Annotated in this window: 20 protein-coding genes; 5 read left to right on the forward strand and 15 right to left on the reverse strand. The window is 67.2% G+C overall.

Translation table 11 applies throughout. The annotated features are described in order from the left end of the window. Nucleotides 1-29: 29 nt before the first annotated feature. Nucleotides 30-3,953 carry an ATP-dependent RNA helicase HrpA gene (hrpA, locus tag ACPYOD_RS04830; RefSeq protein WP_481300595.1) on the reverse strand — a complete coding sequence of 1,308 codons (3,924 nt, stop codon included), beginning with the start codon at nucleotides 3,951-3,953 and terminating at the stop codon, nucleotides 30-32. 111 nt (nucleotides 3,954-4,064) lie between these two features. Between hrpA and ACPYOD_RS04835 the strand changes: the two genes are divergently transcribed. From ACPYOD_RS04835 to ACPYOD_RS04855, 5 genes are all read left to right on the forward strand, one after another. Then, a complete protein-coding gene (locus ACPYOD_RS04835; RefSeq protein WP_481300596.1) occupies nucleotides 4,065-4,532 on the forward strand; it encodes a Dps family protein in 468 nt (155 codons plus the stop codon). A gap of 228 nt (nucleotides 4,533-4,760) precedes the next feature. Next, nucleotides 4,761-7,361 carry a glycosyltransferase gene (locus tag ACPYOD_RS04840; protein WP_481300597.1) on the forward strand — a complete coding sequence of 867 codons (2,601 nt, stop codon included), beginning with the start codon at nucleotides 4,761-4,763 and terminating at the stop codon, nucleotides 7,359-7,361. Nucleotides 7,362-7,539: 178 nt separating this feature from the next. Next, nucleotides 7,540-9,306, forward strand: a complete 1,767-nt coding sequence (locus ACPYOD_RS04845; RefSeq protein WP_481300598.1) for an autotransporter assembly complex protein TamA — start codon at nucleotides 7,540-7,542, stop codon at nucleotides 9,304-9,306. Nucleotides 9,307-9,317: 11 nt separating this feature from the next. Beyond that, complete coding sequence (locus tag ACPYOD_RS04850; protein ID WP_481300599.1) at nucleotides 9,318-13,064, forward strand: translocation/assembly module TamB domain-containing protein; 3,747 nt, start codon at nucleotides 9,318-9,320, stop codon at nucleotides 13,062-13,064. A 32-nt stretch (nucleotides 13,065-13,096) separates the two neighbouring features. Further along, on the forward strand, nucleotides 13,097-13,732 hold the full coding sequence (locus ACPYOD_RS04855; protein ID WP_481300600.1) for a TMEM175 family protein: 636 nt from the start codon (nucleotides 13,097-13,099) through the stop codon (nucleotides 13,730-13,732). Between the two features lie 20 nt (nucleotides 13,733-13,752). On the opposite strand, the gene ACPYOD_RS04860 is transcribed toward ACPYOD_RS04855, so the two are convergent. The 14 genes from ACPYOD_RS04860 to flhA form a co-directional block, all read right to left on the reverse strand. After that, complete coding sequence (locus ACPYOD_RS04860; RefSeq protein ID WP_481300601.1) at nucleotides 13,753-14,289, reverse strand: YaeQ family protein; 537 nt, start codon at nucleotides 14,287-14,289, stop codon at nucleotides 13,753-13,755. Between the two features lie 52 nt (nucleotides 14,290-14,341). Then, nucleotides 14,342-14,749, reverse strand: a complete 408-nt coding sequence (locus ACPYOD_RS04865) for a DUF2802 domain-containing protein (protein WP_481300602.1) — start codon at nucleotides 14,747-14,749, stop codon at nucleotides 14,342-14,344. Between the two features lie 81 nt (nucleotides 14,750-14,830). After that, entirely contained in the window at nucleotides 14,831-15,280 is a 450-nt protein-coding gene (locus ACPYOD_RS04870) for a chemotaxis protein CheW (RefSeq protein WP_481300603.1), read from the reverse strand. Next, nucleotides 15,277-15,849, reverse strand: coding sequence for a chemotaxis protein CheW (locus tag ACPYOD_RS04875; protein ID WP_481300604.1), 573 nt, complete (start codon nucleotides 15,847-15,849; stop codon nucleotides 15,277-15,279). The genes ACPYOD_RS04870 and ACPYOD_RS04875 overlap by 4 nt, the downstream gene beginning before the upstream one ends. After that, nucleotides 15,849-16,637: a ParA family protein gene (locus ACPYOD_RS04880; RefSeq protein WP_481300605.1), complete on the reverse strand. Its 789-nt coding sequence runs from the start codon at nucleotides 16,635-16,637 to the stop codon at nucleotides 15,849-15,851. Before ACPYOD_RS04880 ends, ACPYOD_RS04875 begins: the two co-directional genes overlap by 1 nt. Further along, on the reverse strand, nucleotides 16,637-17,632 hold the full coding sequence (motD, locus tag ACPYOD_RS04885; protein ID WP_481300606.1) for a flagellar motor protein MotD: 996 nt from the start codon (nucleotides 17,630-17,632) through the stop codon (nucleotides 16,637-16,639). The genes ACPYOD_RS04880 and motD overlap by 1 nt, the downstream gene beginning before the upstream one ends. Continuing rightward, entirely contained in the window at nucleotides 17,629-18,369 is a 741-nt protein-coding gene (locus tag ACPYOD_RS04890) for a flagellar motor protein (protein WP_481300607.1), read from the reverse strand. The genes motD and ACPYOD_RS04890 overlap by 4 nt, the downstream gene beginning before the upstream one ends. Nucleotide 18,370: 1 nt before the next feature. After that, on the reverse strand, nucleotides 18,371-20,413 hold the full coding sequence (locus tag ACPYOD_RS04895) for a chemotaxis protein CheA (protein ID WP_481300608.1): 2,043 nt from the start codon (nucleotides 20,411-20,413) through the stop codon (nucleotides 18,371-18,373). A 7-nt stretch (nucleotides 20,414-20,420) separates the two neighbouring features. Beyond that, nucleotides 20,421-21,062: a protein phosphatase CheZ gene (locus ACPYOD_RS04900; protein ID WP_481300609.1), complete on the reverse strand. Its 642-nt coding sequence runs from the start codon at nucleotides 21,060-21,062 to the stop codon at nucleotides 20,421-20,423. 9 nt (nucleotides 21,063-21,071) lie between these two features. Then, nucleotides 21,072-21,473 carry a chemotaxis response regulator CheY gene (cheY, locus tag ACPYOD_RS04905; RefSeq protein WP_167025309.1) on the reverse strand — a complete coding sequence of 134 codons (402 nt, stop codon included), beginning with the start codon at nucleotides 21,471-21,473 and terminating at the stop codon, nucleotides 21,072-21,074. Nucleotides 21,474-21,504: 31 nt separating this feature from the next. Further along, entirely contained in the window at nucleotides 21,505-22,236 is a 732-nt protein-coding gene (locus ACPYOD_RS04910; RefSeq protein ID WP_481300610.1) for an RNA polymerase sigma factor FliA, read from the reverse strand. Continuing rightward, nucleotides 22,233-23,108, reverse strand: coding sequence for a P-loop NTPase (locus ACPYOD_RS04915; RefSeq protein ID WP_481300611.1), 876 nt, complete (start codon nucleotides 23,106-23,108; stop codon nucleotides 22,233-22,235). Before ACPYOD_RS04915 ends, ACPYOD_RS04910 begins: the two co-directional genes overlap by 4 nt. A 48-nt stretch (nucleotides 23,109-23,156) precedes the next feature. Then, nucleotides 23,157-24,488 carry a flagellar biosynthesis GTPase FlhF gene (flhF, locus tag ACPYOD_RS04920; protein ID WP_481300612.1) on the reverse strand — a complete coding sequence of 444 codons (1,332 nt, stop codon included), beginning with the start codon at nucleotides 24,486-24,488 and terminating at the stop codon, nucleotides 23,157-23,159. 91 nt (nucleotides 24,489-24,579) lie between these two features. Then, on the reverse strand, nucleotides 24,580-26,688 hold the full coding sequence (gene flhA, locus ACPYOD_RS04925; protein WP_481300613.1) for a flagellar biosynthesis protein FlhA: 2,109 nt from the start codon (nucleotides 26,686-26,688) through the stop codon (nucleotides 24,580-24,582). Nucleotides 26,689-26,690: the final 2 nt, after the last annotated feature.

Consider the following 26,690-nt stretch of genomic DNA (forward strand, 5'->3'; position numbering starts at 1 on the left):
GGTGACGGTGACGTCGTCGCTCGATCCGCTCATCGCCCGTCCTCCGCCTGCGCCATTTCGAGTGCGCGCGCCAAACGCTTGGCCGACACCGGCTCGGCCGTCTTCAGTTCCTGGGCGAACAGCGATACGCGCCACTCCTCGAGCAGCCATCGCAGTTCCTGCCAGACCGTGTCGTCGAGCGCCGTGCCGTTCGCGTTGAGCAACGCGCGCCAGTACGGCAGCACTTGCAGCATGCGCGACTGGTCGCGCGCCGGGTCCTGGCGCAGGCGCTCGGCGCGCAGACGCATCGCCCGCAGGTAGCGCGGATAATGCGCCAGGCGATCGCGCGGCAGTTCACGCAGGAATCCCGGCTGCAGCAGCGCCGCGAGTTGTTCGCGCAGGTCGTCGTAGCTGGCCTTCGCGAATCCGATCAGCGGCGGTTCCATCCACGGCTTGAGCTCGGCCTGGGCCTCGATGATCGGCTCCGCGAGCTTCTGCCGCGCCACGGCGGCGCCGAACAATTCGCGAGCCAGGTCGGTCCGCAGGGCCTCGAAGTCCGTCTGCGTACGCGCGTCCAGACGACGGTCCGCCAGCAGGTCGGCGAAACCGGCCTCGACGAGGTCGACGCGGAGACCGTCGATGCTTCCGAGCGGCGCGTACTTCAACGACAGCGCGTTGCCGATCGGCAACTGCCGCCTCGCGCGCTTGAATTCCGGCGCGAGGGCCTGCCGCAGCAGCCGCTCCACGCCATGCACGTGGGCCTCGGCGGCTTCGTCGGCGCGCTCGAAGACGCGCAAGGCCACGGCCTCGCCCAGGTCCACCAGCGCCGGATACGCGGTGAGGCCACCTTCCGAACGCACCTCGCGGGGAATCGCTTCGAAGTCCCACGCCACGATGCCTTCGCGGGTGAGTTCCACGTCGGTCTTCCGCGAAAACGCCTCGCGCGCCTTGCCTTCCCATTGGGCGCGGATCGCCTGCAGGTCGCGCCCCTCCGCCACCGTGCGGCCGTTCTCGTCGTGCACGCGGTAGCGCATGAGCAGGTGCGCCGGCAGTTCCGCATCGGCGAACGCCGAAGCTTCTATGTCCACGCCCGTGGTGCGCTTCAGGAACGCCGCCAGCGCGGCGGCGAGGGGTTGGTCGCGCGGCGCCTCCGCTTCCACGAAGGCGCGCGCGAAATCGGGCGCCGGCACGAAGTTGCGGCGCAACGCTTTCGGCAGCGTGCGAATGAGTTCGGCCACCTTGTCCGCCAGCAGGCCACCGACCAGCCATTCGCCGCGCGCCGCGGGCAGCGCGTTGAGGAACGCCAGCGGCACCTGGATGGTGACGCCATCGGCCGGATCGCCGGGTACGAAGCGGTATTCGAGACGGTAGCGGTGTTGCCCGATATCGAGCGAGGCGGGAAACGCCTTGGGATCGAGGCCCGCCCCGGTGTCCATCACGTCCGCCAGCGTCCAGCGCAGGGCCGCCTGCTCGGCCGGTGCCGCCTTGCGGTACCACGCGTCCAGGGCACGGGTGTCGGCGATGCTCTCGGGAAGCTTCCCTTCGAAGAACGCAGCGAGGTCCTCGTCGGAACGGAGCAGGCCGGCACGGCGCTGCTTGGCCTCGATATCGTGCGCCTGCTCGAGCACGCGGGCGTTGGCGCGCACGAAGTCGGCGCGGCTATCCAGGTCGGCCCGAGCCAGCGCCTCGCGCACGAAGATGTCGTGCGCGAGCCTGGGGTCCTGGCGCTGGAAGGTGACCGGGCGGCGCTCCACCAGCACCAGGCCGAAGAGCGTGACCTGTTCGTAGGCCACCACGGTGCCCCGCTTGCGCGACCAGTGCGCGTCGCGCGCCGTGGCGCGAACGAGATGACTGGCCTGGCCCTCGATCCATGCGGGCTCGACCCGGGCGCACATCATGGCCCAGATGCGACCGCCGATATCCAGGATCTGCGCGGCGAAAAGCCATGCCGGCGGAGCCTTCGCCAGCGCCGAGCCCGGGAAGACCTGGAAACGGCGTTCGCGCGTGCCCCGGTAGACGCCTTTCTCGTCCTTGTGCCCGACCTGGGTCGGCAGGCCCGCCAGCAGGCTGCGATGGATGGCCTCGAAGAGTGCGTCGCCGTCGCGCGCGGGGCGTGCCGCGGGACGCGCATCGTCCATCGGCGTAGCGTCGGTCCACCCGATGTCGCGCGCCACCAGCACCAGCTGACGGTGCAGCTCGCGCCATTCGCGCATGCGCATGAAGCTGAGGAAATGCCGTGAGCACCAGTCGCGCAGCTTCGACGAGGTGAGTTCCTCCGCCGCCGAATGATAGGCGCGCCACAGGTTCAGCACGCCCACGAAATCGGATTTCGGATCGGCGAACTGCGCATGCGCGGCATCGGCCTGCCCGCGGGCGTCCGGCGGGCGCTCGCGCGGATCCTGGATGCTGAGGAACGCGACGATGGTGATGAGTTCCGCAAGGCTGCCGATGCGCCGCGCCTCCACCAGCATGCGCGCCAGCTGCACGTCGATGGGCAGCCGCGCGACGGTGCGCCCGACCTCCGTGAGGCGGCGGCCGTCGTCGATGGCACCGATTTCCGCGAGCCGGCGGTAACCGTCGGCAATCATGCGGGGATCCGGCGCCTCGAGGAACGGGAAGTCCTCCACCTCGCCCAGGTCGAGCGCCAGCATGCGCAGGATCACGTTGGCGAGCGACGAGCGCAGCAGCTCCGGGTCCGTGTATTCCGGGCGCAACGCGAAATCGGATTCCTCGTAGAGCCGATAGCAGATACCCGGCCCCACGCGGCCGCAACGGCCCTTTCGCTGGTTGGCCGCGGCCTGGGAGATCGGCTCGATATGCAGGCGCTCGAGCTGGCCGCGCTGGCTGTAACGCTTCACGCGCGCCGTGCCGGAATCGACGACGTAGCGGATGCGCGGCACGGTGAGCGAGGTTTCCGCCACGTTGGTGGCGAGCACGATGCGCCGTTTCGGGCCGGGACGGAAAACGCGGTCCTGTTCGCTCGCCGACAGGCGTGCGTAGAGCGCCAGCACCTCCGTCTCGCGGTACTGCCGCCGCGAAAGCAGCAGGTGCGCATCGCGGATCTCGCGTTCGCCGGGCAGGAAGACCAGCACGTCGCCGCGCGGGTCTTCACGCGTGATCTCGTCCATGGTGTCCGCCACCTGCTGCGCGACGTTGCCCTCGACGCGCTCGCCGGGCGGGCGATAGCGCACTTCGACCGGGTAGGTCCGGCCTTCGACGGTGACCACGGGCGCCCCGCCGAAATGCTCGGCGAAACGCTCGGTGTCGATGGTGGCCGAGGTGACCACGATCTTCAGCTCCGGCCGCCGCGCCGTAAGGCGCTTCAGGTAACCCAGGAGGAAATCGATGTTGAGGCTGCGCTCGTGCGCCTCGTCGATGATGATCGTGTCGTAGGACGAGAGCCAGGGATCCGATTGGGTCTCGGCGAGCAGGATGCCGTCGGTCATGAACTTCACCAGGGCCTGGTCCGAGACTTTCTCGGTGAAGCGCACCTGGAAGCCCACCTTCTCGCCCAGGGGTGTGCCGAGTTCCTCGGCCACGCGGGCGGCGACCGAGCGCGCCGCGAGGCGGCGCGGCTGCGTGCAGCCGATCATGCCCGCCTCGCCACGTCCCGCCGCCAGGCAGAGCTTGGGCAACTGCGTGGTCTTGCCGGAGCCGGTTTCGCCGGCGATCACCACCACCTGGTGTTCCCGGATGAGCTTCACGATGTCGTCCGCCCGCGCCGCGATGGGCAACGAGGCATCGACGGCGACGGCCGGCTTGGCGGCAGCACGCGCGGCGCGCCGGGCCGCCGACGCGGCGATGTCGGTGGCCAGGGCCGCGAGCTTGGCGGCATCCGGCTTGCGCGACAGCGTGCGCCAACGGCCAAGGAGACGGCCGAAGTCGCGGCTGGCGACCTGCGCCAGCGCGTCGCGCAGTTCGCGAAGGCGCGGATCGGAAGCGGCGGGCCGCGAGGGGCTTGTGGAGGTACTCATGGGGACCCCAATAATAGCGTGTGCCTATCGACGGCATCGAAACGTTTCATTTCACGCCGGTCCTACGCAACGTTAGAATTTCATTCCGAGATCGAAAACAGGAGACATCCCATGGCCATTGACATCGGCATCGCCAAGAAAGACAGGGAAGCCGTCGCCAAGCAGCTCGCCCGCCTCCTTGCGGACACCTACTCCCTGTACCTGAAAACGCACAATTTCCACTGGAACGTCACCGGCCCGCAGTTCAACAGCCTGCACGCCATGTTCGAGACCCAGTACAACGCCCTGTGGCTCGCCGCCGACGAAGTGGCCGAGCGCATCCGTATCCTGGACGTCTTCGCCCCGGGTTCCTACAGCCAGTTCGCCAAGCTCACCTCGATCAAGGAAGAGGCCGGCGTGCCGGAGTGGAAGGACATGGTCGCGCAGCTCGTCGAGGGCCATGAAATCGCCGCCGCCACCTCCCGCGACACCATCAAGGCCGCCGAGGCCGTGGGCGACGAGGGCACTGCCGACATGGTCACGGGCCGGCTGAAGGACCACGAAAAGACGGCCTGGATGCTGCGTTCGTTGTTGAAATAAGGGCTTCCTGTGGGAGCCGGCTATGCCGGCGATCCCGCGGCAGCGGGCAAGCTCGCGGCAAGTATCCATCGCCGCTGAAGCGGCTCCCACAGGGAGTGACCCTCCCTCCACGCTGAGTTCAGCCTGACCGGCCTGTATCGTTTGCGTTGAGCAGTAACGTCCCGTTCGTTAAGCTCCCCGGGTTACCTCATCGATACCACTCGGGGGCCGATCGGTCCGGGGACTGTTTTGAGCGCTGCCGCCACGACCGAACGAAGCCATCCGATCCTCGCCGCGCTGATCCTCGCGATCCTCGTGGCGGCCCTGAATTTCGGGCTCTGGCTCGTCGCAAACCTGCCCAACGGCCCTGACGACTGGCACGGCCCGGTGTCGGGCTTCGCGTTCACCGCGTACCAGCGCTACCAGAACCCGATCAAGGGCGACGTTTCCACCGATCCCGAGATCGACAGCGATCTGCGCCTCATCAAGCGCTACTCGCCCCGCATCCGCACCTATTCCATCCTGGAAAACCCCCAGGTCATCCGCCTGGCCGACAAGGAAGGCCTCGATGTGATGGCCGGCGCCCTCATCGACGCACGGCTGGAAAACAACGAGCGCGAGATCGCGGCCCTCATCGCCCAGGCCCATCGCTACCCGAAAACCATCAGCCGCGTGATCGTCGGCAACGAAGTGCTCTTCCGCGGCGACCTGAAGCCCGAGCAGATGATGGCCTACCTCGACCGGGTGCGCGCGGCCGTGCACCAGCCGGTGTCCATCGCCGAACCGTTCCACATCTGGTTGCAGAACCCGGAACTGGCCGACCACGTCGACTTCATCACGGTGCATCTGTTCCCGTACTGGAACGGCATCGAGGCCCGCGCCGGCGTCAACGACTCCATCGAGAGCTACAAGGCGCTGCGCGCGCAGTTCCCGGGCATGCACGTCGCCATCGGCGAGATCGGCTGGCCGTCGAACGGCGACCGCTACAAGTACGCCTATCCCAGCGTCTCCAACGAGGCGATCTTCCTGCGCACGTTCTTCAACCGGGCCAAGGCCAACGGCATCGACGACTACTACGTCCTCGAAGCCATCGACCAGCCGTGGAAGGAAAACCTGGGCGAAGGCCGCACCGGCGCCTACTGGGGCATGTTCAACGCCGACCGCCAGTTGAAGTTCCCGTTCACCGGTCCGGTCACCGAGGACGTGGGCTGGCCGTGGAAGGCGTTCGCCGCTTCCATCCTCGCCTTCTTCCCCATGCTGTGGTTCGGTATCCGCTTCAGCCGCTTCAAGCTGATGGGGCGCCTGTTCTTCATGGCGCTGATCCAGCTGGCCTGCGGCCTGATCGTCTGGTCGGCCACCCTCCCCTTCAATTTCTACCTCGGCCCGTTCGACTGGGCGATGTTGATCCTGCTGTTCCCCGCGCAGATCGCCATCCTCGGCATCCTGCTGATCAACGGCTTCGAGTTCACCGAAGTGCTGTGGCGGCGCAGCTGGGTGCGCCACGCCGGCATGCTGCCGCCCGATCCGGTGGAGAAGCAGCCCTTCGTATCGATCCACCTGGCGTGCCACAACGAGCCGCCCGAGATGGTGCAGATCACCCTCGACTCCCTGGCCGCGCTCGATTACGAGAACTTCGAGGTCCTGGTGCTGGACAACAACACCAAGGACCCGGCGGTGTGGAAGCCGGTGGAGGAATACTGCAAGCAGCTGGGGCCGAAATTCCGGTTCTTCCACCTGGAACCGTGGCCGGGTTACAAGGCCGGCGCGCTCAACTTCGGCCTGACCGCAACGGACGAACGCGCCGAGGTCGTGGCCGTCATCGACGCCGACTACGTGGTGCGCGAGGACTGGCTCGCCACGCTCACCGGCTATTTCCACGATGCGAAGGTGGCCGTGGTGCAGTGCCCGCAGGCGCACCGCGATTTCGAGAAGAACCGTTTCCGCCGCATGACGGCCTGGGAGTACGACGGCTTCTTCCGCATCGGCATGCACCATCGTAACGAGCGCAACGCCATCATCCAGCACGGCACCATGACCATGGTGCGGCGCTCGGCGCTGGAAGGCACCGGCGGCTGGTCGGAATGGACCATCTGCGAGGATGCCGAACTCGGTCTTCGCCTGATGCATGCCGGCTATGAGCTGGTTTACGTCGACGAGCTCATGGGCAAGGGCCTGACGCCCGCCGACTTCAAGGCATACAAGAGCCAGCGCTACCGTTGGGCGTTCGGCGCCATGCAGATCCTCAAGGGCCGCTGGAGCTGGATGACCCGGAAGGGGCCGCTGTCGGCAGGCCAACGCTTCCACTTCCTCACGGGCTGGTTCAGCTGGTTCGCGGACGCCCTGCACTTCGTCTTCACGATGATGGGCCTGCTGTGGACCGCCGGCATGATCTACGCGCCGGAATATTTCAACCTGCCAATGCAGCTGTTCCTGATTCCCGTCATCGGCTTCTTCTTCGCGAAGGCCATCTTCGGCATCGTGCTCTACCGTGCGCGGGTTCCGTGCAGCTGGTACGACACCATCATGGCGTCGGTAGCCAGCATGGGCCTTTCCCACGCCATCGCGCGCGGCATCCTGCATGGCCTGACCCGGGAAAAAACGGCATTCGTGGTCACGGCCAAGAGCCGGCGCATGGGTGGCAGCAGTTTCGCCGCCTTCGCCCCGGTACGTGAGGAAGGCCTCATGGCCATCGCGCTGCTTTGCGCGATCGTGGGCATGGCATTGAACTACGGCACCAGCTACGTCGAGAGCGAGTTGTGGATGTTCATCCTCGCCGCACAGTCGATTCCGTACGTGTCCGCGCTGGTCGGCGCCTGGATCGCGCACCGCGCCGGCGACGAGGCGGGCTGAGGCGTAGCGGCGCATCACGCCGAATCGGCAAGCAAGCGCGGGCGACCGTTCACATTCGTGTATCGACCTCGCGCGCCGCGCGCGGTAAGTTACGCCAAGACCTGACGACAGAGGCTGTCCATCGCCTCGCGCAGCGGCCGTACCCCCGGCCTTGGATCACGAACGGAACGGGACGCTCATGCGCCTTACCAGACGCCATGGACTGCTGCTTCTGCCGTGGTTCCTCCTTCCCACGATCGCCCAGGCGGGCATCGTGCTCCACGTCGACGGCGTGGACGAGAACCTGCGCAACGCTGTCGTCGCCGGCGTCGAACTCGGCCAGTACGCGCAGCGCGACGTCACCGCCGCGCAGGTTCGCCGTCTTTACGAAAAAGCGCCCGACGACGTGCAGGCCGCGCTGCGGCCCTATGGCTACTACGAAGCCACCGCCACAGGCGACCTGAAGCAGGTCGGCACCAACTGGGAAGTCACCTTGCACGTCGTGCCGGGCATTCCTGTGCAGGTGACGTCGGTGCAGATCGAGGTAACCGGCGACGCGGCCAAGGTGCCGGCCGTACGCCGCACGATGCGCGGCGTGGAAAACCTGAAAGACAAGCCGATGAACGACGGCGCCTACGACGGCGCGCGCGATGCGGTCAGCGGTGCCCTCACCGCCACGGGATTCCTCGACGCACGGCTGGTGACACACACCGTTGAAGTGAACCGCGCGGAACACAGCGCGGCCGTGAAGCTGAAATGGGAAGCCGGGCAGCGCTACCGCTACGGGCATGTCCGCTTCAAGAACTCCCAATTCCGCGACGGCTTCCTCGACCGCTACGTGCCGTTCAAGAGCGGCGATTATTTCTCTCAGAATCAGTTGCTCGAGTTGCAGCAGGCATTGAACGGCGCCGATTACTTCGCCGTGGTCAACGTCATTCCGGATACCGACAAGGCGAAGGACGGCACGATCGACATCGACGTGGAACTCGCCCCGGCGAAGCGCACGATCTACACCGGCGGCCCCTTCTTCGGCACCGATACCGGCGCGGGCCTGCGCGGCGGTATCGAGAAGCGCTGGATCAACGACCGCGGGCACAAGTGGAAAAACGAACTGGTGCTGGCGCAGCGCCTGAAAACGCTTTCCACGCTCTACCAGATCCCCATGCCTGGCCCGAACCAGCGCAGTTTCAACTTCGGCGCCAATTTCCGCGATGCCAACACGGTCACGTCGAAATCACGCACCTTGCAGCTCGTCGCCAACGAAACCCGGCTGTGGCACGGCTGGCAACGCACCATCGGCATCAACGCCCTGTCCGGCACCTTCACCGTGGGAAAGCGCGGCGGCGAAGGCGACAACGTGGAAGGCCTCGAGCGCGGGCGGAGTACGCTGCTCTATCCCGAAATCACCCTGGCGCGCAAAAGCGGCGACAACCCCACCTTCGTACGCAAGGGCTGGTCGCTGACCCTCACTGCCCGCAGCACCGCGGGTCCCCTCCTTTCCGACGCCAGCTTCTCGCAGCTGATCGGCGACGTGAAATGGATCCGCTCGTTCTGGGGCAACAATCGCCTGATCCTGCGCGGCAGCGCAGGCAAGATCTGGACAAGCAACTTCAGCGCCTTGCCGCCGCAGCTGCGCTTCTTCGCGGGCGGCGATCGCTCCGTGCGCGGCTACGATTTCGAGAGCATCGGGCCGCGCAATGTCTATGACCGTGTGATCGGTGGCGAAGGGCTCCTTGTCGGCAGTACCGAGGTCGAGCATTACTTCACGCGCAACTGGGGCATGGCCGCCTTCGTCGATGCCGGCAACGCGTTCACCGGCACGGATTACAGCCCTCGCGTGGGTGCTGGCCTCGGCGTACGCTGGCTTTCGCCGGTGGGCATGATTCGTTTCGACGTGGCGGTGCCCGTCGGCGACAAGAACGAGCACGGCATCCACCTGCATGTCGTCATCGGGCCCGACCTATGAGCAGTACCGGCATGAAATGGACGATCCGCGTCGGCGCGACACTGGTCGCCCTGCTGCTCGTCGTCCTGCTCTTCCTCGGATGGCTGCTGGGTACGGCATCGGGGCTGCGTTTCGCGCTGGCGCGCGCACAGGCCTTCACGGACAACGCGATCACCGTGGCCAGGGCGGAAGGCAAGCTCGCGGGGCCGCTCGACCTGGGCGGCGTCAGGTATCGCGACGGCAAGGGCATGGACATCCGCGTCGCCACGGCACACATCGATTTCTCGTTCGCCTCGTTGCTGCGCAAGCGCGCGCACGTCTACGACCTTTCCGCCGACGGCATCGACGTGGCGCTCGGCCCTTCCGAACCGCAGACGCAACCGTCGGATCCGTTCACGCTGAAGCCACCGCTCGACATCGTGCTCGACAAGGTCAAGGTCGGCCGCGTGCGCGTCACGCAGGAAGGCAAGCCGCTGTTCGAATCCCATTCCCTCGACCTCGCCGGCTCCTGGACCGGCGACGGTATCGTGGTGAAATCGCTGGCGCTGCGCGCACCGGACGGACAGGCCGACCTCGGCGGCACGCTCGCCCTGGGCAAGGGCTATCGGGGCGACGGCAAGGCCGCATTCCGCTGGAAGGTCGATGATATCGACTACGCGGGCGACGTCGAAGCTCATAGCGACGGTACCGAGGCCCATGCGATCGTCAGGCTCGCCCTGCCGTTCGTCGCACAGGTCGACGCGAACCTCGTGCAGAGTGGCGACTACGCTTGGAGCGCGAAGATCGACGCACCGCGCTTCGATCCCACGCCCCTGTTGGGCGAAGGCACGCTCGAATCGCTCGGCCTCGCCTTGCAGGGCACCGGCGACCGTTACGGTGCCAACCTCACCGGCGACGTGGATCTCAACGATTACCGCGTGCGGCTCGCACCGATCGATGCCGCCTTCGATCATGAATACAAGCGCCTCACGCTGCGCGAACTGACCGTGGGCTCACCGCAGGTGAAGGGATCGCTCACCGCTAAGGGCACGGTGGATGTCGCCTCGCAACCGGTGTCCGCGGACCTGGCCCTCGCCTGGAAGGATGTCCTGGTGCCTGCGAACGTCGCGGGGCAGGATCTGGCCAGTACCGGGCAACTCGCGTTCAAGGGCAGCGCGGAGGCCTACCACGCCGAAGGCGACGTCGACATCGGCCCCCCGGGGCAGATCGGCAAGTTCGCCCTCGACGTCGACGGAAAGCCCGACCTCATCACCCTGCACAACGTGCAATTGAAGCAGCCCAAGGGCAACCTCGCCGCTAACGGCACGCTGACGCTGCGGCCCGCGCTGGCTTGGAAACTGGACGTCAAGGGCGAGCGATTCGACCCCGGGCAGTTGCTGGCCGACTGGTCCGGCGCACTGGACATCGACCTGGCCACCGAAGGACACATGGAGCACGACGAGCCTCTCGGCACGCTCGACCTGCGGAAGCTCGACGGCAACCTGCGCAAGCGTCCCGTGCGCGGCAGCGGCAAGCTCACGCTGAAGCCGCACGAGGTGATCAACGGCCAACTCGACCTCGCCTCCGGAGGCAGCACGATCCGCCTCGATGCCCGCGGCGACACGTCCAACGACGCCACGCTGAAGCTGGCCATCGCCTCGCTGGGCGACTGGCTTCCCGATGCGGGAGGTCGCGTCGTCGGCGACATCTCGGCCAAGGGCAACCTGCCGAAGCTCGCGGTGAAGGCGAACCTGCGCGGCAACGCCATCGTCTATGCCGACCAGAAGATCGACACGCTCACCGTCGATGCCGACATTCCCGACATCAGCGCGCCAGGCGGCAAGCTCAACGTCATAGGCACCCAATTCGTCAGCGGCGGGCTCGTGTTCGACCGCGTCGTAGTCGCGGCAAGCGGCGACCAGCAGCGCCACCAGTTGAGCGTGGACGCGAAGGGGCGTCCCCTTTCGGCCGACCTGCGCCTTGCCGGTTCGATGAAGAACGGCGCGTGGAATGGCACCCTTTCCGCGCTCGACATCGACTACCAGGGCATACCGCCCTGGCGGTTGCAGAACCCGTCCCAGCTGGCGTGGAACGACGGCGCGGTGAGCGTCGGCGACCTGTGCCTCACGGCTGGCGACCCGGTGCTCTGCGTGGCCGCCAAGCAGGACAAAGCCGGCAACCTCGATGCCAGCTACCGGCTGCGCCGCGTTCCGCTCGCCCTGCTGATGACGGTCGCCGAGGCGTCGAACAGTCCCATGCGCGCCGAAGGCATCATCGAGGGCGACGGCAATGTGCGGCGCACGGCAGCGGGCGCATTGTCCGGACAGGCCAACATCACCTCGGCGCATGGATCGGTGGCCTACGCCGATCGCATGGACCGCCCGCTGGTCGTCTACGACAACCTGTCTGCCAATGCGCAGCTTTCGCCGGGGAACCAGCGCGTGACGCTCCGTGCGTCCCTCAACGACGGCGGCACGCTGGACGGCAACGTATCGGTCAGCGGGGCGCAGCAGGCGCTGGGCGGCAACGTGTCCGTGCACCTCAAGAATCTCTCCGTCATCGAGCTTTTCACCGCCGAACTGGCCGAAGTGAAGGGAGCGCTCGACGCCAATTTCAATCTCGGCGGCACGGTGGCCGCGCCCGCCGTCACCGGCCAGGCCATCGTCGGCGGTTTCGCGGCGGAAGTACCGAGCGCCGGCCTCAAGCTGAAAGACGGCCGGATCAGCATCGACACCACGGACGCGAAAAATTACGCGGTCGACGGCACCGTTCGTTCCGGCGAAGGCGCGTTGTCGATCAAGGGGCATGCGGCTCTCGGCAAGGGAGCCCAGATGCGCCTGGGCATCGAAGGTTCGAAGTTCACCGCGGTGGACATCCCCGCCGCCAAGGCCGTGATCTCCCCGAACCTGACCATCGTCCAGGATGCCAAGGGCATGAACATCGGCGGCAAGGTCGACATCGACATGGCCGACGTCGACGTCGAACGGCTACCGGGCGCGGGTGCCACCAAGGCCTCGCCCGATGTCGTCGTGGTCGACGACAAGCAGCGCGAAGCCGCCGAGGAATCCGCGCCGATCAGTGCCGACATCCGTGTCGACCTCGGGCACAAGGTCCACCTCGTGGGCTTCGGCATCGACGGCCGCATTACCGGCCAGCTCGACGTGCGCGAGCGTCCCGGCCGCGCCACCACGGGCCAGGGCCAGATCGGCGTCGACGGAACCTACAAGGCCTACGGACAGGACCTGCGCATCGAGCAGGGCCAGTTGCTCTTCGCCAGCACGCCCATCGACAACCCCGGCCTCAACATCCGCGCGGCGCGCACGCTCAACCCGAACGCCACCATCGACGAAGGCCAGAAGGTGGGCCTCTACGTGTCAGGCACGGCGCGTCGGCCCATCCTCACCGTGTTCTCCAACCCGGTGATGGAACAGTCCGACGCCCTCTCCTACCTCGTCACCGGCAAGCCGTTGTCACAGGTGAAGGGTGGCGAAGGCAACATGGTCGGAGCTGCCGCGCAGGCGCTAGGTTCCGCCGCGGGCGACCTGCTGGCGAAGAGCGTGGGCTCGAAGATCGGCATAGACGATATCGGCGTCAGCAACAACGACGCACTGGGCGGCACCTCGGCCTTCACCGTGGGCAAGTACCTGTCCCCCCGCCTGTACCTGAGCTACGGCGTCGGTCTCTTCGATCCCGGCCAGGTCATCACCCTCCGCTACCTCTTCAGCCGCCGGTGGAATTTCGAGGCGCAGAACGCCACGGACTTCAGCAGGGCTAGCCTCAATTACCGCTTGGAGCGATGATCGACGGCAACCTTCAGGGGAGGTGTAAGGGCATGTCGCAGGGGCAGGACCAGCAACTCGAACGGCTGACGTTTTTTTCCGACGCCGTATTCGCCATCGCGATCACCTTGCTGGTGATCGAAATCCACGTGCCGCATCCCGCGGACAACAGCAACGAGGCCTGGTTACTGGCGCTCCTCCAGCTGACGCCCCATTTCGTGGGCTTCATCCTCAGCTTCATAGTGGTGGGTGCGCTCTGGGCCGCCCATCATCGCGTCTTCGGGCTGGTCCGCCATTACGATCCGGGCGTCGTATGGCCCAACCTGTTCCTGCTCATGGCCATCGCGTTCATGCCTTTCTCGTCGGCCTTGATGAGTTCGCATCCGACGGACCGTGTACCGGAATGGTTCTATACGGGCACCCTGCTGGTAGCGGGGCTGCTTCAATATCGCCTGGTGAAACGTGTCCTGCGCGCACCCTTCCTCAAGGAAGGCGTGACCGACGAGGTCATCACCGTGCTGCGCCGCCGCGCGCTGGCCCTGCCCGCGATGGCCCTGCTCTCGGGCATCCTCGCCACCTGGTGGCCGGGCCCGAGCAACCTTCCGCTGATGCTCATGCCGCTGATCGTGCTCATGGTCGCGCGCATGACGAAAAACCGCGGCATCGAGCCCGCGCCCGAACCGCAATAAATACGGCGGCCGCGCGCCGCTCAGGCCAGGGTCGTCAACTCGATCGGAACGATCGCATCGCCGCTGATCACCTGCGCGTGGCAGTCCTGCACCATGAACTGGATCTGCATCGTGCGCTGCGTGAGCGCAGCCAGTGCTTCGACCGTAGCGGGTGCGATGTCCACGACGGAAACATTCTTCGTCCGGGCCACGGCGGGGGCCGTCTTCTTCCACCAGACTTCGGCACTGCGGCCGCTGTAGCTGTAGACGATCACCCGCTTGGCGCGGCCGGCGGCACGGCGTATGCGCTGCTCGTCCGGTTGACCGATCTCGATCCACAGATCCACCTCGCCGGTGAGCTCCTTGCGCCAGAGATCCGGTTCGTCGTCGGAGCTCAGGCCCTTGCCGAACACCAGCCCTTCGTCGGCGTTCAACGCGAACGCAAGCACCCGCACCATCATCCGATCGTCCGTCTCCGACGGATGCTGGGCGATTGTCAGGGCGTGCGCCTGGTAGTAGTGCCGGTCCATGTCGCTGACCTGCAGGTCGGCCTTGAAGACCGTGGATTTGAGAGCCATGAGGTGTCGCTTTAACTCGATGCCGGCCGCAAAGCGTACACGAACGGCCGGCCTAGCGCGGCGCGTGCAGCCTGTGCAGGAGTTCCGCCTCCGTCAGGGAAATGCCGCAGGTTTCCGCGATGTTCTGCGGCGTGGCGCCTTGGCGTGCGAGTCGCTGAGCCAGCGCAAGGGCACGGTCGCTGGTCGGGCTTGCCTCGCTCGCGGCATTGACGGTGGGCTGGTGGCGCACCTGGTCTTCGATGTCGCCGAGCCGGTGCTCGAGGCGGCGAAGCATGTTGGCGAGGGCGTCGGCAGGAATGGCCTCGGCGGGTGCGGGTACCGTCGACGGCTCCGTCTGCGCCGTCCGCTCCGTCGCGCGGCCCTCGGGCGTCGGCGCGCCGAGCCGGCGGAACAGGAAGAGGAGGCCGACCAGGTTGAGGACGGCCAGGGCGATCAACACGTATCCGACGGCGGCATTCATGGCGCGAAACTCCCTTGGGTCGCGGCACACGGTAACGCAATTCCAACCGAGGGAGCGACTCCCGTCACCGCCGCGTCCGCTTCATGCGCGGCAGAGCTTCTGTACGTCCACCAGCGCGATGAACCCGTCGTCGCGGGTGATCACGCCGCTAACGGGGTCGTCGCGGCGTTCGGCGCGGCCGGGAGGCGGCGGGGCAACGTCGTCCGCGTCGAAGGTGAGCATGTCGCCAATGACGTCGATGCGCATGCCCACGATGCTGCCGCCATCGTCGAACACGATGACGCGGCGCGCATCCTCCGAGTCCTCGTCGATGGCCGTGTCCAGTCCGAACCGCCGGCGGCCGTCGAGCACCGGTACGATCTGCCCGCGCAGGTTCACGATGCCGAGCACGTCCTCGGGCGCGCCCGGGACCGGGGTGATGTCGCCGGGGCGGATCACTTCGCGCACACTGCCCAGCGACACCGCGTAACGCTGTCCTTTCAGGGAAAAACCGAGCCAGGCGCCCTGCCCGTCGTGTTGGGATGGGGTCATGGGCCCAGCTCCTTTTCCAGCCATTCGATCAACGCCGTGGTGTCGACCACGCCGCACTTGGGTTCGGGGGACATGCCCGCCAGCCACGGACGCGTCGCAGCGCCTAGGCGCCACTGGATCGCATCCGGCAGGAGTTCCACCGGTTCTTCATCCACCACGCAGGCCAGCGCCCAGGTTCGGTCGCGCAGGATCACCAGCGTCATGACCGCGGAACCGCTGAGGTCCGGCGAGAGGATCGCGGCAAGATCCACGACACGGGCTTCCCCGCTGGGATGTCGCCAGCGGCCCAGGCAGATGGGATTGCTGGAACGCGGCGACGTCAACGGAGGCATCGGTATCACGTGCGTCACGTCGGCCATCGGCACGGCCAGCTTCACCCCTGCCGCCACGCACAGCAGATAACGACATGCCGAGTCGCGCGTCGGCGCCGGCGTCGGCATGATGCGCCAAGGCTCGAAAGCGACGACGGTCACTTCCGCAGCCGGCACCTTCGCAGGCGCGACCGCCGGTGTCAGCAGTTCGGCCAGGTAATCCGCGACGATCTGTTCGGCGTCTTGCATGGCACGCATCACGCCGCCGCGTCCGTGACCGCCGCAGCGGGCAGCGCCAGCAGTTCGTCCAGCAACTGGCGATACGCCAGCCCGCCGCGGCGCGCGGCGGGCCAGGAAGCGAGCGGAACGCCCGCCGCGCTTGCCTCGCGAATCTGGGTGTCCGTGGGAATGACCGCCTGGCTCACGTCGTCGCCGTACTGCTCGCGCAGCTGCGCCAGGCAGGCACGCGACGCATGCGTGCGCGCGTCGTACAGCGTCGGCACGATCGTGCGAGGCAAGGGCTTGCCGCGCGACCGCTCGATCATCGACAGGCTGCGCAGCATGCGCTCGAGCCCGGCGAGGGCCAGCGCTTCCGTCTGCGTGGGCACCAGCAGGCGATCGCTCGCCGCCAAGGCATTGACCATCAGCACGCCGAGCGTCGGCGGACAGTCGAGCAGCACATGGTCGAAATCGGGGGCGAGTTCGGCCAGCGCCTGGCTGAGCACCAGGCCCATGCCCGGACGCGTGCCCAGCTGGCGATCGAGCGTGATCATGGCGGCCGATGCCGGCAGTACGCTGAGGCGATCCCATTGCGTCGCGTGCACGAGCGTGCGTACGGGCAACGGATTGCCGCCGACGCCGAAAAGATCGTAAACGCTGCCGTGCGCACCGCCCTCGACGCCGACATAGCCGGACAACGAGGCGTGCGGGTCCATGTCGACCAGCAGCGTGCGCCGGCCCGCTTCGGCAAGCAGGCTGCCGAGCGCCACCGTGGTCGTGGTCTTGCCGACGCCGCCCTTCTGGTTGGAAACCGCCCATACGCGCATCAGTGGGCCTCCGCGGCGGGAGCGAAGCGTGCCGCGCCGGCCGTGGGCGCGGCGAGGCCGTCGGTCGCAGGCGCCGCGGCATCCGGCGCAGCCGGCTTCGCCGCGAGGTCGACGCGATCGGCGTCACTGTAGAAGCGTGCAGGCGCGGCCTTGTCGCTCATCACCACGATGAGCACCCGCCGATTGCGATTGCGCCCGTCTTCCGTGGCGTTGTTCGCGGTGGGGCGGAATTCGCCCCAGCCGATGATGCCGACGCGATGCGGATCGACGCCACTGAGAGTAAGCAAACGCGCGACGGTAGCCGCACGCGCCGCCGACAGTTCCCAGTTGGAGGGGAACGTGGCGGTGGCGATGGGCGTGTTGTCCGTATACCCCTCGATGCGCATCGCATTCGGGAACGGCGCCAGGATGCCGGCGAGCTTGCGCAGCACGTCTTCCGCCGGCCCCTGCAGCCTGGCGACGCCGACCGGGAACAGGATGTCCGTGCGCACCTCGATCTCGAGCCAGTCGCGCGTCTGCCGCACACTTACGAGGCTCTTGTCGATCAGCGGCTTCATCGCCCGCTGCACTTCGTCGGATATCTGGCTGAGGCTCGCATCCTCCGTCTTGCCGATGGAGGTATTCGCCGCCGGCGCCGTGTTGACGCTGGAGCTTTCCTGCCGCACCGGTGCCGCGCCTTCATGTCCGGGCAGCGGCAGGTTGCGCGGCGGGATCGGCACGTCGATCTTCGCGATGGGTGCGGCCGTGGGCGCGCGCGACTGGTTCGGCAACGGTACCTGCGCGGCGGGCGTCGCCTCGCGGATCGGTTCGATCACCTTGCCGGTGCCATTGAAGGCTTCGTTGATGGACTGGGCCATCACGCGGAACTTGGTTTCGTTGACCGCGGACACCGCATACATCACCACGAACAACGCGAGCAGCAGCGTGATGAGGTCCCCATAGGGGATCGCCCAGCGCTCGTGGTTGATGTGCTCCTCTTGGTGACGGCGCTTCACGACAGGAATCCCTGCAACTTGCTCTCGATGTGCCGCGGGTTGTCGCCCTGGGCGATGGAGACCAGGCCCTCGACGAGGATCTCGCGCATCTGCGAACGACGGCGTGCGAGCCCCTTGAGACGAGAGGCCATCGGCAGGGCCAGCAGGTTTGCCAGGCCGATGCCGTAGATGGTGGCGACGAACGCCGCCGCGATGCCGTGGCCGAGCTTGCTCGGCTCAGCCAGGTTCTGCATGACCGACATCAGGCCCATGACGGCGCCGATGATGCCCATGGTGGGTGAATAGGCACCCGCGTTCTCGAAAACCTTGGCCGCCTCGATGTCGGTATGTTCGCGTGCGAACACCTCCACTTCGAGCACGGAGCGCATGGCGTCCGGTTCGGTGCCGTCCACGAGCAGCTGCAACCCCTTGCGAATGAAGGGATCGGTTTCGCGCTCGATGGCGGGCTCCAGGCCCAGCAGGCCCGTGCGCCGGGAAATTTCGCTCCAGCCGACGATGCGGCTGACGAGGTCTTCGGACTCGATATCCGGCGGGCGGTACACCCAGGGCAGCATGCTCCAGGCGCGCTTGAGCACCGCGCCCGGTGTCTGCACGAGCAGCGCCGCGAAAGTACCGACGAAAACGATGATGAACGCGGCCGGATTCCACAAGGCGTCGAGGCTCGACCCCTTGAGGATGGTGCCCAGGATGATGACCACGAAGGCCAGGATCGTGCCGACGACGCTCACGATATCCATATCAGACAGCCATCCTCAGTGTGGGCAGGACCTGGTCGCCATCGTCGGCAAGACCCGCGAGGTCGAGCACGAGGGAGATGCGGCCGTCGCCGGTGATGGTGGCGCCGGCCACGCCCGGCACGTCCTTGAGGAACGGACCGAGGGGCTTGGCCATGACGTCTTCGCGCCCGAGCACTTCGTCAACGAGGCAACCGAGCGTCTGGTGGCCGATCTGCACCACGACGACGTGGCCGCCCTTCCCCGCCGCACCGGCCCAGCGGCCGAGATCGGCGAGCGGCAGCGCACGGTGGCGATGCGACGCGACGATGCGGCCGTCCAGTTCCTGGATCTGGCCGGGCACGAGCTCGAAGACCTCGGCCACGTTCGACAGCGGCAGCGAAAGAAGACGATTGCCCACGCGCACCATCAGCACGCGCAGGATGGCCAGCGTGAGCGGCACGGACAGCCGCACCGTGCTGCCGTGGCCCACGCGCGAGTCGATCGACAACGTGCCGCCGAGTTCGACGATCTTGGTCTTGACCACGTCCATGCCGACGCCACGGCCGGAGATATCCGAGACCTGGCTGGCGGTGGAAAAGCCCGGGCGGAACACGATCTCGTAGCACTCGCGCTCGTCGAGACGGGCAGCCTGTTCCTCGTCCATCAGGCCCTTTTCGACGGCCTTGCGGCGCAGGACCTCCGGATCCATGCCCTTGCCGTCGTCGGTTACCGTGATGACGATGCGGTCGCCGAACTGGCCAGCGGCCAGCCGTACCGTGCCGCCGCGCGGCTTGCCTTCGCGGGCGCGCACGTCTGGCATTTCGATGCCGTGGTCCACGGCATTGCGCAACAGGTGCACCAGCGGATCGGCGAGAGCCTCCACCACGGTGCGATCGATATCGGTGTCCTCGCCTTCCGTGACCAGCTCGATCTCCTTGCCGAGCTGCCGCGCCAGGTCGCGGACGATGCGGGGGAACCGCGAGAACAGCTTGCCCACCGGCTGCATGCGCATGCGCAACACGGCGTTCTGCAAGTCTTCGGCGACGCGTTCGAGTTCGCCGATGGCACGTTCCATCGGATCGTTGGTGCCGCGCGGCGCGAGGCTGGTGAGGCGGTTGCGCACCAGCACGAGCTCGCCTGCCGCATCGACGAGACCGTCGAGGCGATGGGTGTCGACGCGAACGGTGGTGTCGGCCGTAGAGGCCTGCCGTTTCTCGGTCGCCGGAGCGGGCGCGGCCTTAGGCGCGGGAGCCGCCTGCGGAGCCGGAGCCACCGGAGGCGGCGCGGCGACGGCCGCTTCCGCCGTGGCGGCGACGGCGGCCGCACCCGGCGCGGCGGTGCCGTGCAGGCTGTCGAGCAGCGCTTCGAACTCGTCGTCGCTGATGCCGTTGGGGTCTGCCGCGACCGGTGCCGGCGTGGCAGCCACGACCGGCGCCATGGTCTCGGATGCATCCGGCTCGGCCCCGGGTGCCCCGGTACCGTAGAGGGAATCGAGCAGCGCCTCGAACTCGTCGTCGGAAATGGTGCCCGACGAAGCAGGCGCGGGCTCGCGCTCACTGCGCGCGGCGTCGAGCATCGCCTCGAATTCGTCTTCGATGGGATCGTACGGGCGCGACGGCACGGTGCCGGCGGCGGGCGCGGCCACCGGTGCGGTGAGCGCCACCGGAGGCGCCGATACGGCGCGGCCCGGAATGAGCAGGCGATCGAGCAGCGAACGCGGCGCGGCATCGATCGGCATGCCGCCGTCGGCGGCACGCATCATGTCGTTGAGAAGGTCGAGCGACTCCAGCAAGGCGTCCATGAAGCCCGCGTTGAGCACGATGGCTCCGTTGCGCGCCTCGTTCAGGAGATCCTCGGCGCGGTGGCAGAGCTCCACCATCGGATTGAGGCCGAGGAAGCCCGCACCGCCCTTCACGGTGTGGAACGCGCGGAATACCGCGTTCAGCAGTTCGGCGTCTTCCGGCGAAGACTCGAGGTCCACGAGCTGCTCGCCCAGGCTCTCGAGCAGTTCCCGCGCCTCGATCAGGAAGACGTTGAGCAGCTCGTTGTCCAGCTCCACGCTCATAGGGCGCTCAGAAGCCGAATTCGCTGAGGAGGCGATCCACTTCGTCCTGGCTGACCTTGTCGGCGGCCGGCGCCGACCCGCCCGCGAGCGAGCCGGTGAGGCGCACGAGTTCCACCAGCGAGGACTCGACCTTGGCCATGAAGGCCTCCACCTGGGCCACGCGCTGGCCGGAGAGGTCTTGCCACGACTGGGCTTCGACCATCTCGCCGAAGCCGATGTCGCAGCTTTGCGCGAAGTCGCCCACGCGCACGGCGAGCGCCGTGGCATTGGTGGCGAAGGCCGGATCGGCCTGGTCGAGCACCAGCACTTCATCGGCCTGGCGGGCGAGCGCCTGGGCCTGAGGACGCAGCTTTTCGCTGAAGTCGAGTGTGCGATGGGCCGCCTGCGAACTCATTTCAAGCACGTCGCGCAGGTGCTTGCGCGCATCGCTCATGTTGCCCGGCACGCCGTCGTGGGAAATGTCGGCCGCGAGGCGGCGGGCCGACTCGTGCAGGTCGCGCGCGAGGTGGCCGAGCGCCAGGAACAGGTGTTGTTCGCGCGTGCGCAGGAGGTTGTCCAGCGCTTGCTCGAAGGCGGCCGGATCGTCGGCGCCAAGCAGCTCGCGCAGTTCGGGTGCCACGTCGTGGCCGGTGGAAAGCATGGTGTTCATCGTCGTTCCTTAGCCCGCGGCCGCAGCGAGTCGTTCGAAGATCTTGTCGAGTTTTTCCTTCAGCGTGACCGCGGTGAACGGCTTGACGACATAGCCGTTCACGCCGCTCTGCGCGGCGGCGATGATCTGGTCGCGGTTGTTTTCCGCGGTGACCATCAGCACCGGCAGCGACTTCAGGGCCGCGTCGGCGCGAATGGCGCGGAGCAGGTCGATGCCGGTCATGTTCGGCATGTTCCAGTCCGTGACCACGAGGTCGATCGGCTGCGCGCGCAGCAGTGCCAATGCGGCGTTGCCGTCCTCGGCCTCCTGGATCAGGGTGTTGGTGAAACCCAGTTCCACCAGGAGGTTCCTGACGATGCGTCGCATGGTGGAGAAATCGTCCACCACGAGGATCTTCATGTTCTTGTCCAAAACTTATCTCCGCCTTGCTACTGCGCGTTCGTCAATGCTTGTCTTTCCAACCCGACATGCGTGCACGGAGGCGAATGAGGGCCTGGCCGTGGATCTGGCACACCCGCGACTCGCTCACACCCAGCACCGCACCGATTTCCTTCAGGTTGAGTTCTTCATCGTAGTACAGCGACATGACCAGCTTTTCGCGCTCGGGCAGCCCGTCGATCGACTGCGCCAGGGCGTCCCGCAGGCCTTCCTGCTCGAACATGCCTTCCGGACCCGTCGCGTCCGGATCGGCTACGTCGATCGCCGCGCCCTCGTCGCCTTCCGGCGCCGTCAGGCTCAACAACCGCGCGCTCGCCGCGTCCGCCAGGATCTGGTTGTATTCCATGGCGTCGATGCCCAGCCGCTTCATCACCTCGGCGTCTTCGGCGTCGCCACCCGTCTCGTTTTCGATCTGCCGCGTCACCTCCGCCACCTCGCGCAACTTCCGGTGGACGGAGCGCGGGGTCCAGTCCGTCTTGCGCAGTTCGTCCAGCATGGCGCCACGTATGCGGATACCCGCATAGGTTTCGAAGCTGGCCGCGCGAGTCGGCGAGTAATTTCTTGCGGCCTCGAGCAGTCCGATCATTCCGGCCTGCATGAGGTCGTTCGCATCCACGCTTGGCGGCAGCCTGCCCATCAGGTGATAGGCGATACGGCGCACCAGCGGCGCGTGGGTCTTTACCAGTTGATCCGCCGGGATACGCGTGATTTCCAGATATTCGGTCGCGACGCTCACAGTGGCAGCCCTCCTCCCAAGTGGGACCGCTCGGCGAAAAAGCCGATGCGACCCTGTGCCCGGGGTTCGGGTTCACCCCATGTATCGACCGACCTGGCCAGATTCTTGAATCCGACCGCGGACCGGCTGCTCGGCCATGCGTCGACCACGGCCGACTGGCGGCGGATGGCCTGGCGCAGGTATTCGTCGTGCGGAACCATGCCCATGAAATCCAGGGACACGTCGAGGAAGCGATTGGTCACCCGGGACAGCTTCTCGAACAGCTGGCGGCCCTCCTGGGCGTGGCGGACCATGTTCGCCACGATGCGGAAGCGGTTGACGTCGAACTCGCGGCTCATGACCTTGATCAGCGCGTAGGCGTCGGTGAGCGACGCGGGTTCGTCGCAGACCACCACCACCACCTCGTCCGAGGCCGCCGCGAACATCGACACGCTGTCGGAGATGCCGGCGGCGGTATCGACGATCAGGTACTCCGGAGCCAGCGGGTATTCGTCGAACGCCCGGATGACCGCGGCGTGCTCGATGTTCGGCAGCTGCGCCATGCGCCGCGTGCCGGACGTGGCCGGGATCACCTTCAGGCCGTGAGCGGCTTCGAGGATCAGATCCTCGATGCGGCAGTCGCCTTCCAGCATGTGGCCCAGGTGGCGCGTGGGCTGCAGGCCGAGCAGGACGTCGATGTTCGCCATGGCGAGGTCCGCGTCCAGGAGGAGGACGTCACGGCCACCCATCGCGAGCGCCATGCCGAGGTTGACCGCCACCGTGGTCTTGCCGACGCCGCCCTTGCCGCCCGCGATCGCGATGCTGCGGGTGGGACGACGGTCGGCGAGCCAGTTGAGGCCGGCGGCCTGGGTGGAATCGACGTGTGTGCTCATGAAGGAAGTCACTGCCCGTATGTGTTCTGTCTGTGTTCCGTGGGGCCGTCAGGCCAGTGCGGCGGTCGCCGTGCCGAAACGTTCGGCCAGCAAGGCGTCGTCGGGTTCTTCGTTGTGCTGCTTCAGCAGCTGGGCCGCGAAACAGACCAGCTTGCGCGCGTCCGCCGAGGCGATGTCCTCGGGCACGCGCTGCCCGTCCGTCGTGTAGTCCAGCGGCATGCTGTGGCGGATCAGGGCCGAGAGTGCACCACCAATCAACGGCGCCTCGTCGAGCTTGGTGAGGATGGCGCTCTGCGGTGCCAGCGGCGCGTAGGCGCGAATGGCACTGTCGATGGCCTGCGCCTGCGCATTGGCCGCCAGCACAAGGCATACGCGCACGTCGGACGTAGCGCGCAGGGTTTCGAATTGCTGCTGCAGCTTGGGATCGTTGCCGGCCAGGCCGGCGGTATCAACGAGCACGGTGTGCCGGCCGCGCAACTGGAGCAGCACGTTGCGCAGGCTGGTGGCGTCGTGGGCATTGAACACGCGCACGCCAAGCAGGCGGCCGTAATGTTCGAGCTGGGCACCGGCGCCGATGCGGTACTGGTCGGCGCTGATCAGCGCAACGTTCGATGCGCCATGGCGCAGCACGGCGCGCGCGGCGAGCTTGGCGATCGTGGTGGTCTTGCCGACGCCGGTGGTGCCGACAAGCGCCGTGACGCCGCCACCCACCGTGTCGAAGTTGCGGCCGCTCGTGCGGATGTTGCGCGAGAGCAGGCCCAGCGGCAGGTAACGCGCCTGGTCGGGGGTCATGCCGGGCGGCAGCTCGGCGCAGAGCGCGCGGGCCACGTCGCCGTCGATGCCGAGGCGGGTCATCTCGCGCAGTACGCGGGCACGCAGCGGCTGCTCGCGATCCATCTGGTTCCACGCGAGCGTGGAGAGCTGCACCTCGAGCATCTCGCGCAGGTTGTTGATTTCGGCGCGCACGCCGTTCACGGCGGCGTCGTTGTTCGGCACCACGGTGGCGGCACGCACCACGTCGGCGACGCTGGCGGCCAGCGCCGCGCTCGACTGTCGCTGCGGCGCGTTGCCGTTGGCAGGGGCACCCGACTTCGCAGCGCGCTCGACGGCGGCGGCCGTCGCGGCACGAGCCTGGTCGATGCGCGCGGCACGCCCGGCCTCGTCGAGGACGGCGCGCATCGGCGGTTCTTCGCGCTTGGGCTGGTCGAAGCCGAAACCTGCTTCACGCACCAGAGCCTCGTCGTAATCGAGCGCGGCGATGATCTCGATGCCGTCGTCCAGCCGGCGGGTGGAGAGGATCACGGCGTCCGGACCCTGCTCGTCCCTTACCTGGCGCATGGCCTGGCGCATGTCCGGCGCAACGAATCGCTTGATTTTCATCGTTTCTATCCTTCCCTCATCCTGGCGTCCTCATCCCGGAACGCCGCTTGCCTGTTTTTGGTTCGCGCCCAATCGCGCGTCGTCTCTTTGCTTACCGTCCGAGGGCCGTCACCAGCTTGACGCGTCGGTTGTCCGGAACCTCGTTGTACGCAAGTACATGCAGGTTTTGGGCCACATGCCGTGTGAAGCGTGAAAGCCACGGACGAAGCGCCGGCGACACCAGCAACACGGCCGGTTCGCCAGCTGCTTCCTGGCGACGCGCCGCGTCCGCCACGCTCTGCTGCAGGCGATCGGCCAGGCCCGGTTCCACCGCCGCGCCGGCGGGGCCACCGCCTTGCAGCGACTGCAGGAGGATCTGCTCGAGTTCCGGCGCCAAAGTAATGACGGGCACTTCCGTACCGAGACCGGCGATTTCCTGCACGATCTGTCGTCCGAGAGTGACGCGCACCGCGGCGGCGAGGACGCCCGGGTCCTGGCTCTGTCCCGCATGCTCGGCCAGCGATTCCACGATGCCGCGGAAGTTGCGGATGGGCACGCGTTCGGCCAGGAGGTTCTGCAACACCTTGACCACGACACCCAGCGACAGGCGCTTGGGCACCAGGTCTTCCACGAGCTTCGGCGTCTGCTGGGCCAGCCGGTCGAGCAGCTGCTGCACGTCCTGGTGGCCGATGAGTTCGTGCGCGTGGTTCTGCAGGATGTGCGAAAGGTGCGTGGCGATCACGGTGGCCGGATCGACCACGGTGTAGCCCAGCGTCTGCGCGTGCTCGCGCAGGCCTGGCTCGATCCATACCGCGTCGAGCCCGAAGGCCGGATCGCGGGTGGCGATGCCGTTGATCGTGCCGTGCACGCGGCCTGGATCGATCGCGAGCATGCGCTCGGTGTGGATCTCGGCCTCACCCATGGGCACGCCCATCAGCGAGATGCGATAGCCGTGCGGAGCCAGGTCGAGGTTGTCGCGGATGTGCACCGAAGGCACCAGGAAGCCCAGTTCCTGCGACAGCTTGCGGCGCACGGACTTGATGCGGGCCATGAGCTCGCCGCCCTGCGCCTTGTCCACCAGCGGAATGAGGCGGTAGCCGACTTCCAGGCCGATGGTGTCCACCTGCGCCACGTCCTCCCAGGAGAGCTCCAGGCGCTCGGCCGGCGGCGCGGATTCCAGCGCCAGTTCCGTGCCCGGCGCACCGGTACCGGCAGCGACGCCGGCCGCGGCGGCCATCTGGTTCTGGTGCAGCTTCCACGCGGCGAAGCCGGCAATGGCGGCCAGGAGGAGGAACGGCAGGTTCGGCATGCCGGGGATCAGGCCCATCGTGCCGAGGACGGCGGCCGCCACGGCCAGCGCCTTGGGCTGGCCGAAGAGCTGTCCCATCACGTGCTTGCCCATCTCCTGCGACTTCGACACGCGCGTGACGATGACCGCGGTGGCGATGGAGAGCATGAGGCCCGGCACCTGGGCAACGAGACCGTCGCCGATGGTGAGCAGCGTGTACGTGCGCGCGGCCTCCGCGGCCGACAGCCCATGCTGCAGCATGCCGATGAAGAAGCCGCCGATGATGTTGATGGCGAGGATGAGCATGCCGGCGGTGGCATCGCCGCGCACGAATTTGGACGCACCGTCCATCGAGCCGTAGAAATCCGCTTCCTCGCGCACTTCCTGGCGCCGCTCGCGGGCCTGTTCCTGCGTCAACAGGCCGGCGTTGAGGTCGGCGTCGATGGCCATCTGCTTGCCGGGCATGGCGTCCAGGGTGAAGCGGGCCGTCACTTCCGACACGCGGGTGGCACCCTTGGTCACCACCACGAAATTGATGATGGTGAGGATGGCGAACACGACGAAGCCCACGGCGAAGTTGCCGCCGATCACGAATTCGCCGAAGGCCTCGATCACCTTGCCGGCCGCGCCCGGGCCGTTGTGGCCGTGCAGCAGCACCACGCGGGTGGACGCGATGTTCAGCGCCAGGCGAAGCAGCGTGGCGAACAGCACCACGGTCGGGAACGAGGCGAGTTCCAGGGGCCGCATCACGTACATCGTGGCCAGCAGGATCACCAGCGACAGCGCGATGTTGAAGGTGAACAGCAGGTCGAGCACGAACGGCGGCAAGGGCAGCATCATCATGCCGAGCATGATCAGCATCGCCACCGGCGCCGCGATGCCGCGGCGGCCGATCTGGCGGAAGGTGCCCATGAGGGTGGTGCTGGCTGCCATCG

Source organism: Luteibacter sp. HAY1-4A (genome assembly GCF_056755355.1).

Bases quoted from the DNA above. Each gene is read 5' to 3' on its own strand.
- ACPYOD_RS04900 (WP_481300609.1), bottom strand. From the start codon at position 21,062: ATGAACACCATGCTTTCCACCGGCCACGACGTGGCACCCGAACTGCGC.
- hrpA (WP_481300595.1), bottom strand. From the start codon at position 3,953: ATGAGTACCTCCACAAGCCCCTCGCGGCCCGCCGCTTCCGATCCGCGC.
- ACPYOD_RS04875 (WP_481300604.1), bottom strand. From the start codon at position 15,849: ATGCGTGCCATGCAAGACGCCGAACAGATCGTCGCGGATTACCTGGCC.
- ACPYOD_RS04870 (WP_481300603.1), bottom strand. From the start codon at position 15,280: ATGACCCCATCCCAACACGACGGGCAGGGCGCCTGGCTCGGTTTTTCC.
- ACPYOD_RS04890 (WP_481300607.1), bottom strand. From the start codon at position 18,369: ATGGATATCGTGAGCGTCGTCGGCACGATCCTGGCCTTCGTGGTCATC.
- flhA (WP_481300613.1), bottom strand. From the start codon at position 26,688: ATGGCAGCCAGCACCACCCTCATGGGCACCTTCCGCCAGATCGGCCGC.
- ACPYOD_RS04850 (WP_481300599.1), top strand. From the start codon at position 9,318: ATGAAATGGACGATCCGCGTCGGCGCGACACTGGTCGCCCTGCTGCTC.
- ACPYOD_RS04855 (WP_481300600.1), top strand. From the start codon at position 13,097: ATGTCGCAGGGGCAGGACCAGCAACTCGAACGGCTGACGTTTTTTTCC.
- ACPYOD_RS04860 (WP_481300601.1), bottom strand. From the start codon at position 14,289: ATGGCTCTCAAATCCACGGTCTTCAAGGCCGACCTGCAGGTCAGCGAC.
- ACPYOD_RS04865 (WP_481300602.1), bottom strand. From the start codon at position 14,749: ATGAATGCCGCCGTCGGATACGTGTTGATCGCCCTGGCCGTCCTCAAC.
- ACPYOD_RS04845 (WP_481300598.1), top strand. From the start codon at position 7,540: ATGCGCCTTACCAGACGCCATGGACTGCTGCTTCTGCCGTGGTTCCTC.
- ACPYOD_RS04880 (WP_481300605.1), bottom strand. From the start codon at position 16,637: ATGCGCGTATGGGCGGTTTCCAACCAGAAGGGCGGCGTCGGCAAGACC.
- flhF (WP_481300612.1), bottom strand. From the start codon at position 24,488: ATGAAAATCAAGCGATTCGTTGCGCCGGACATGCGCCAGGCCATGCGC.
- ACPYOD_RS04895 (WP_481300608.1), bottom strand. From the start codon at position 20,413: ATGAGCGTGGAGCTGGACAACGAGCTGCTCAACGTCTTCCTGATCGAG.
- ACPYOD_RS04915 (WP_481300611.1), bottom strand. From the start codon at position 23,108: ATGAGCACACACGTCGATTCCACCCAGGCCGCCGGCCTCAACTGGCTC.
- ACPYOD_RS04835 (WP_481300596.1), top strand. From the start codon at position 4,065: ATGGCCATTGACATCGGCATCGCCAAGAAAGACAGGGAAGCCGTCGCC.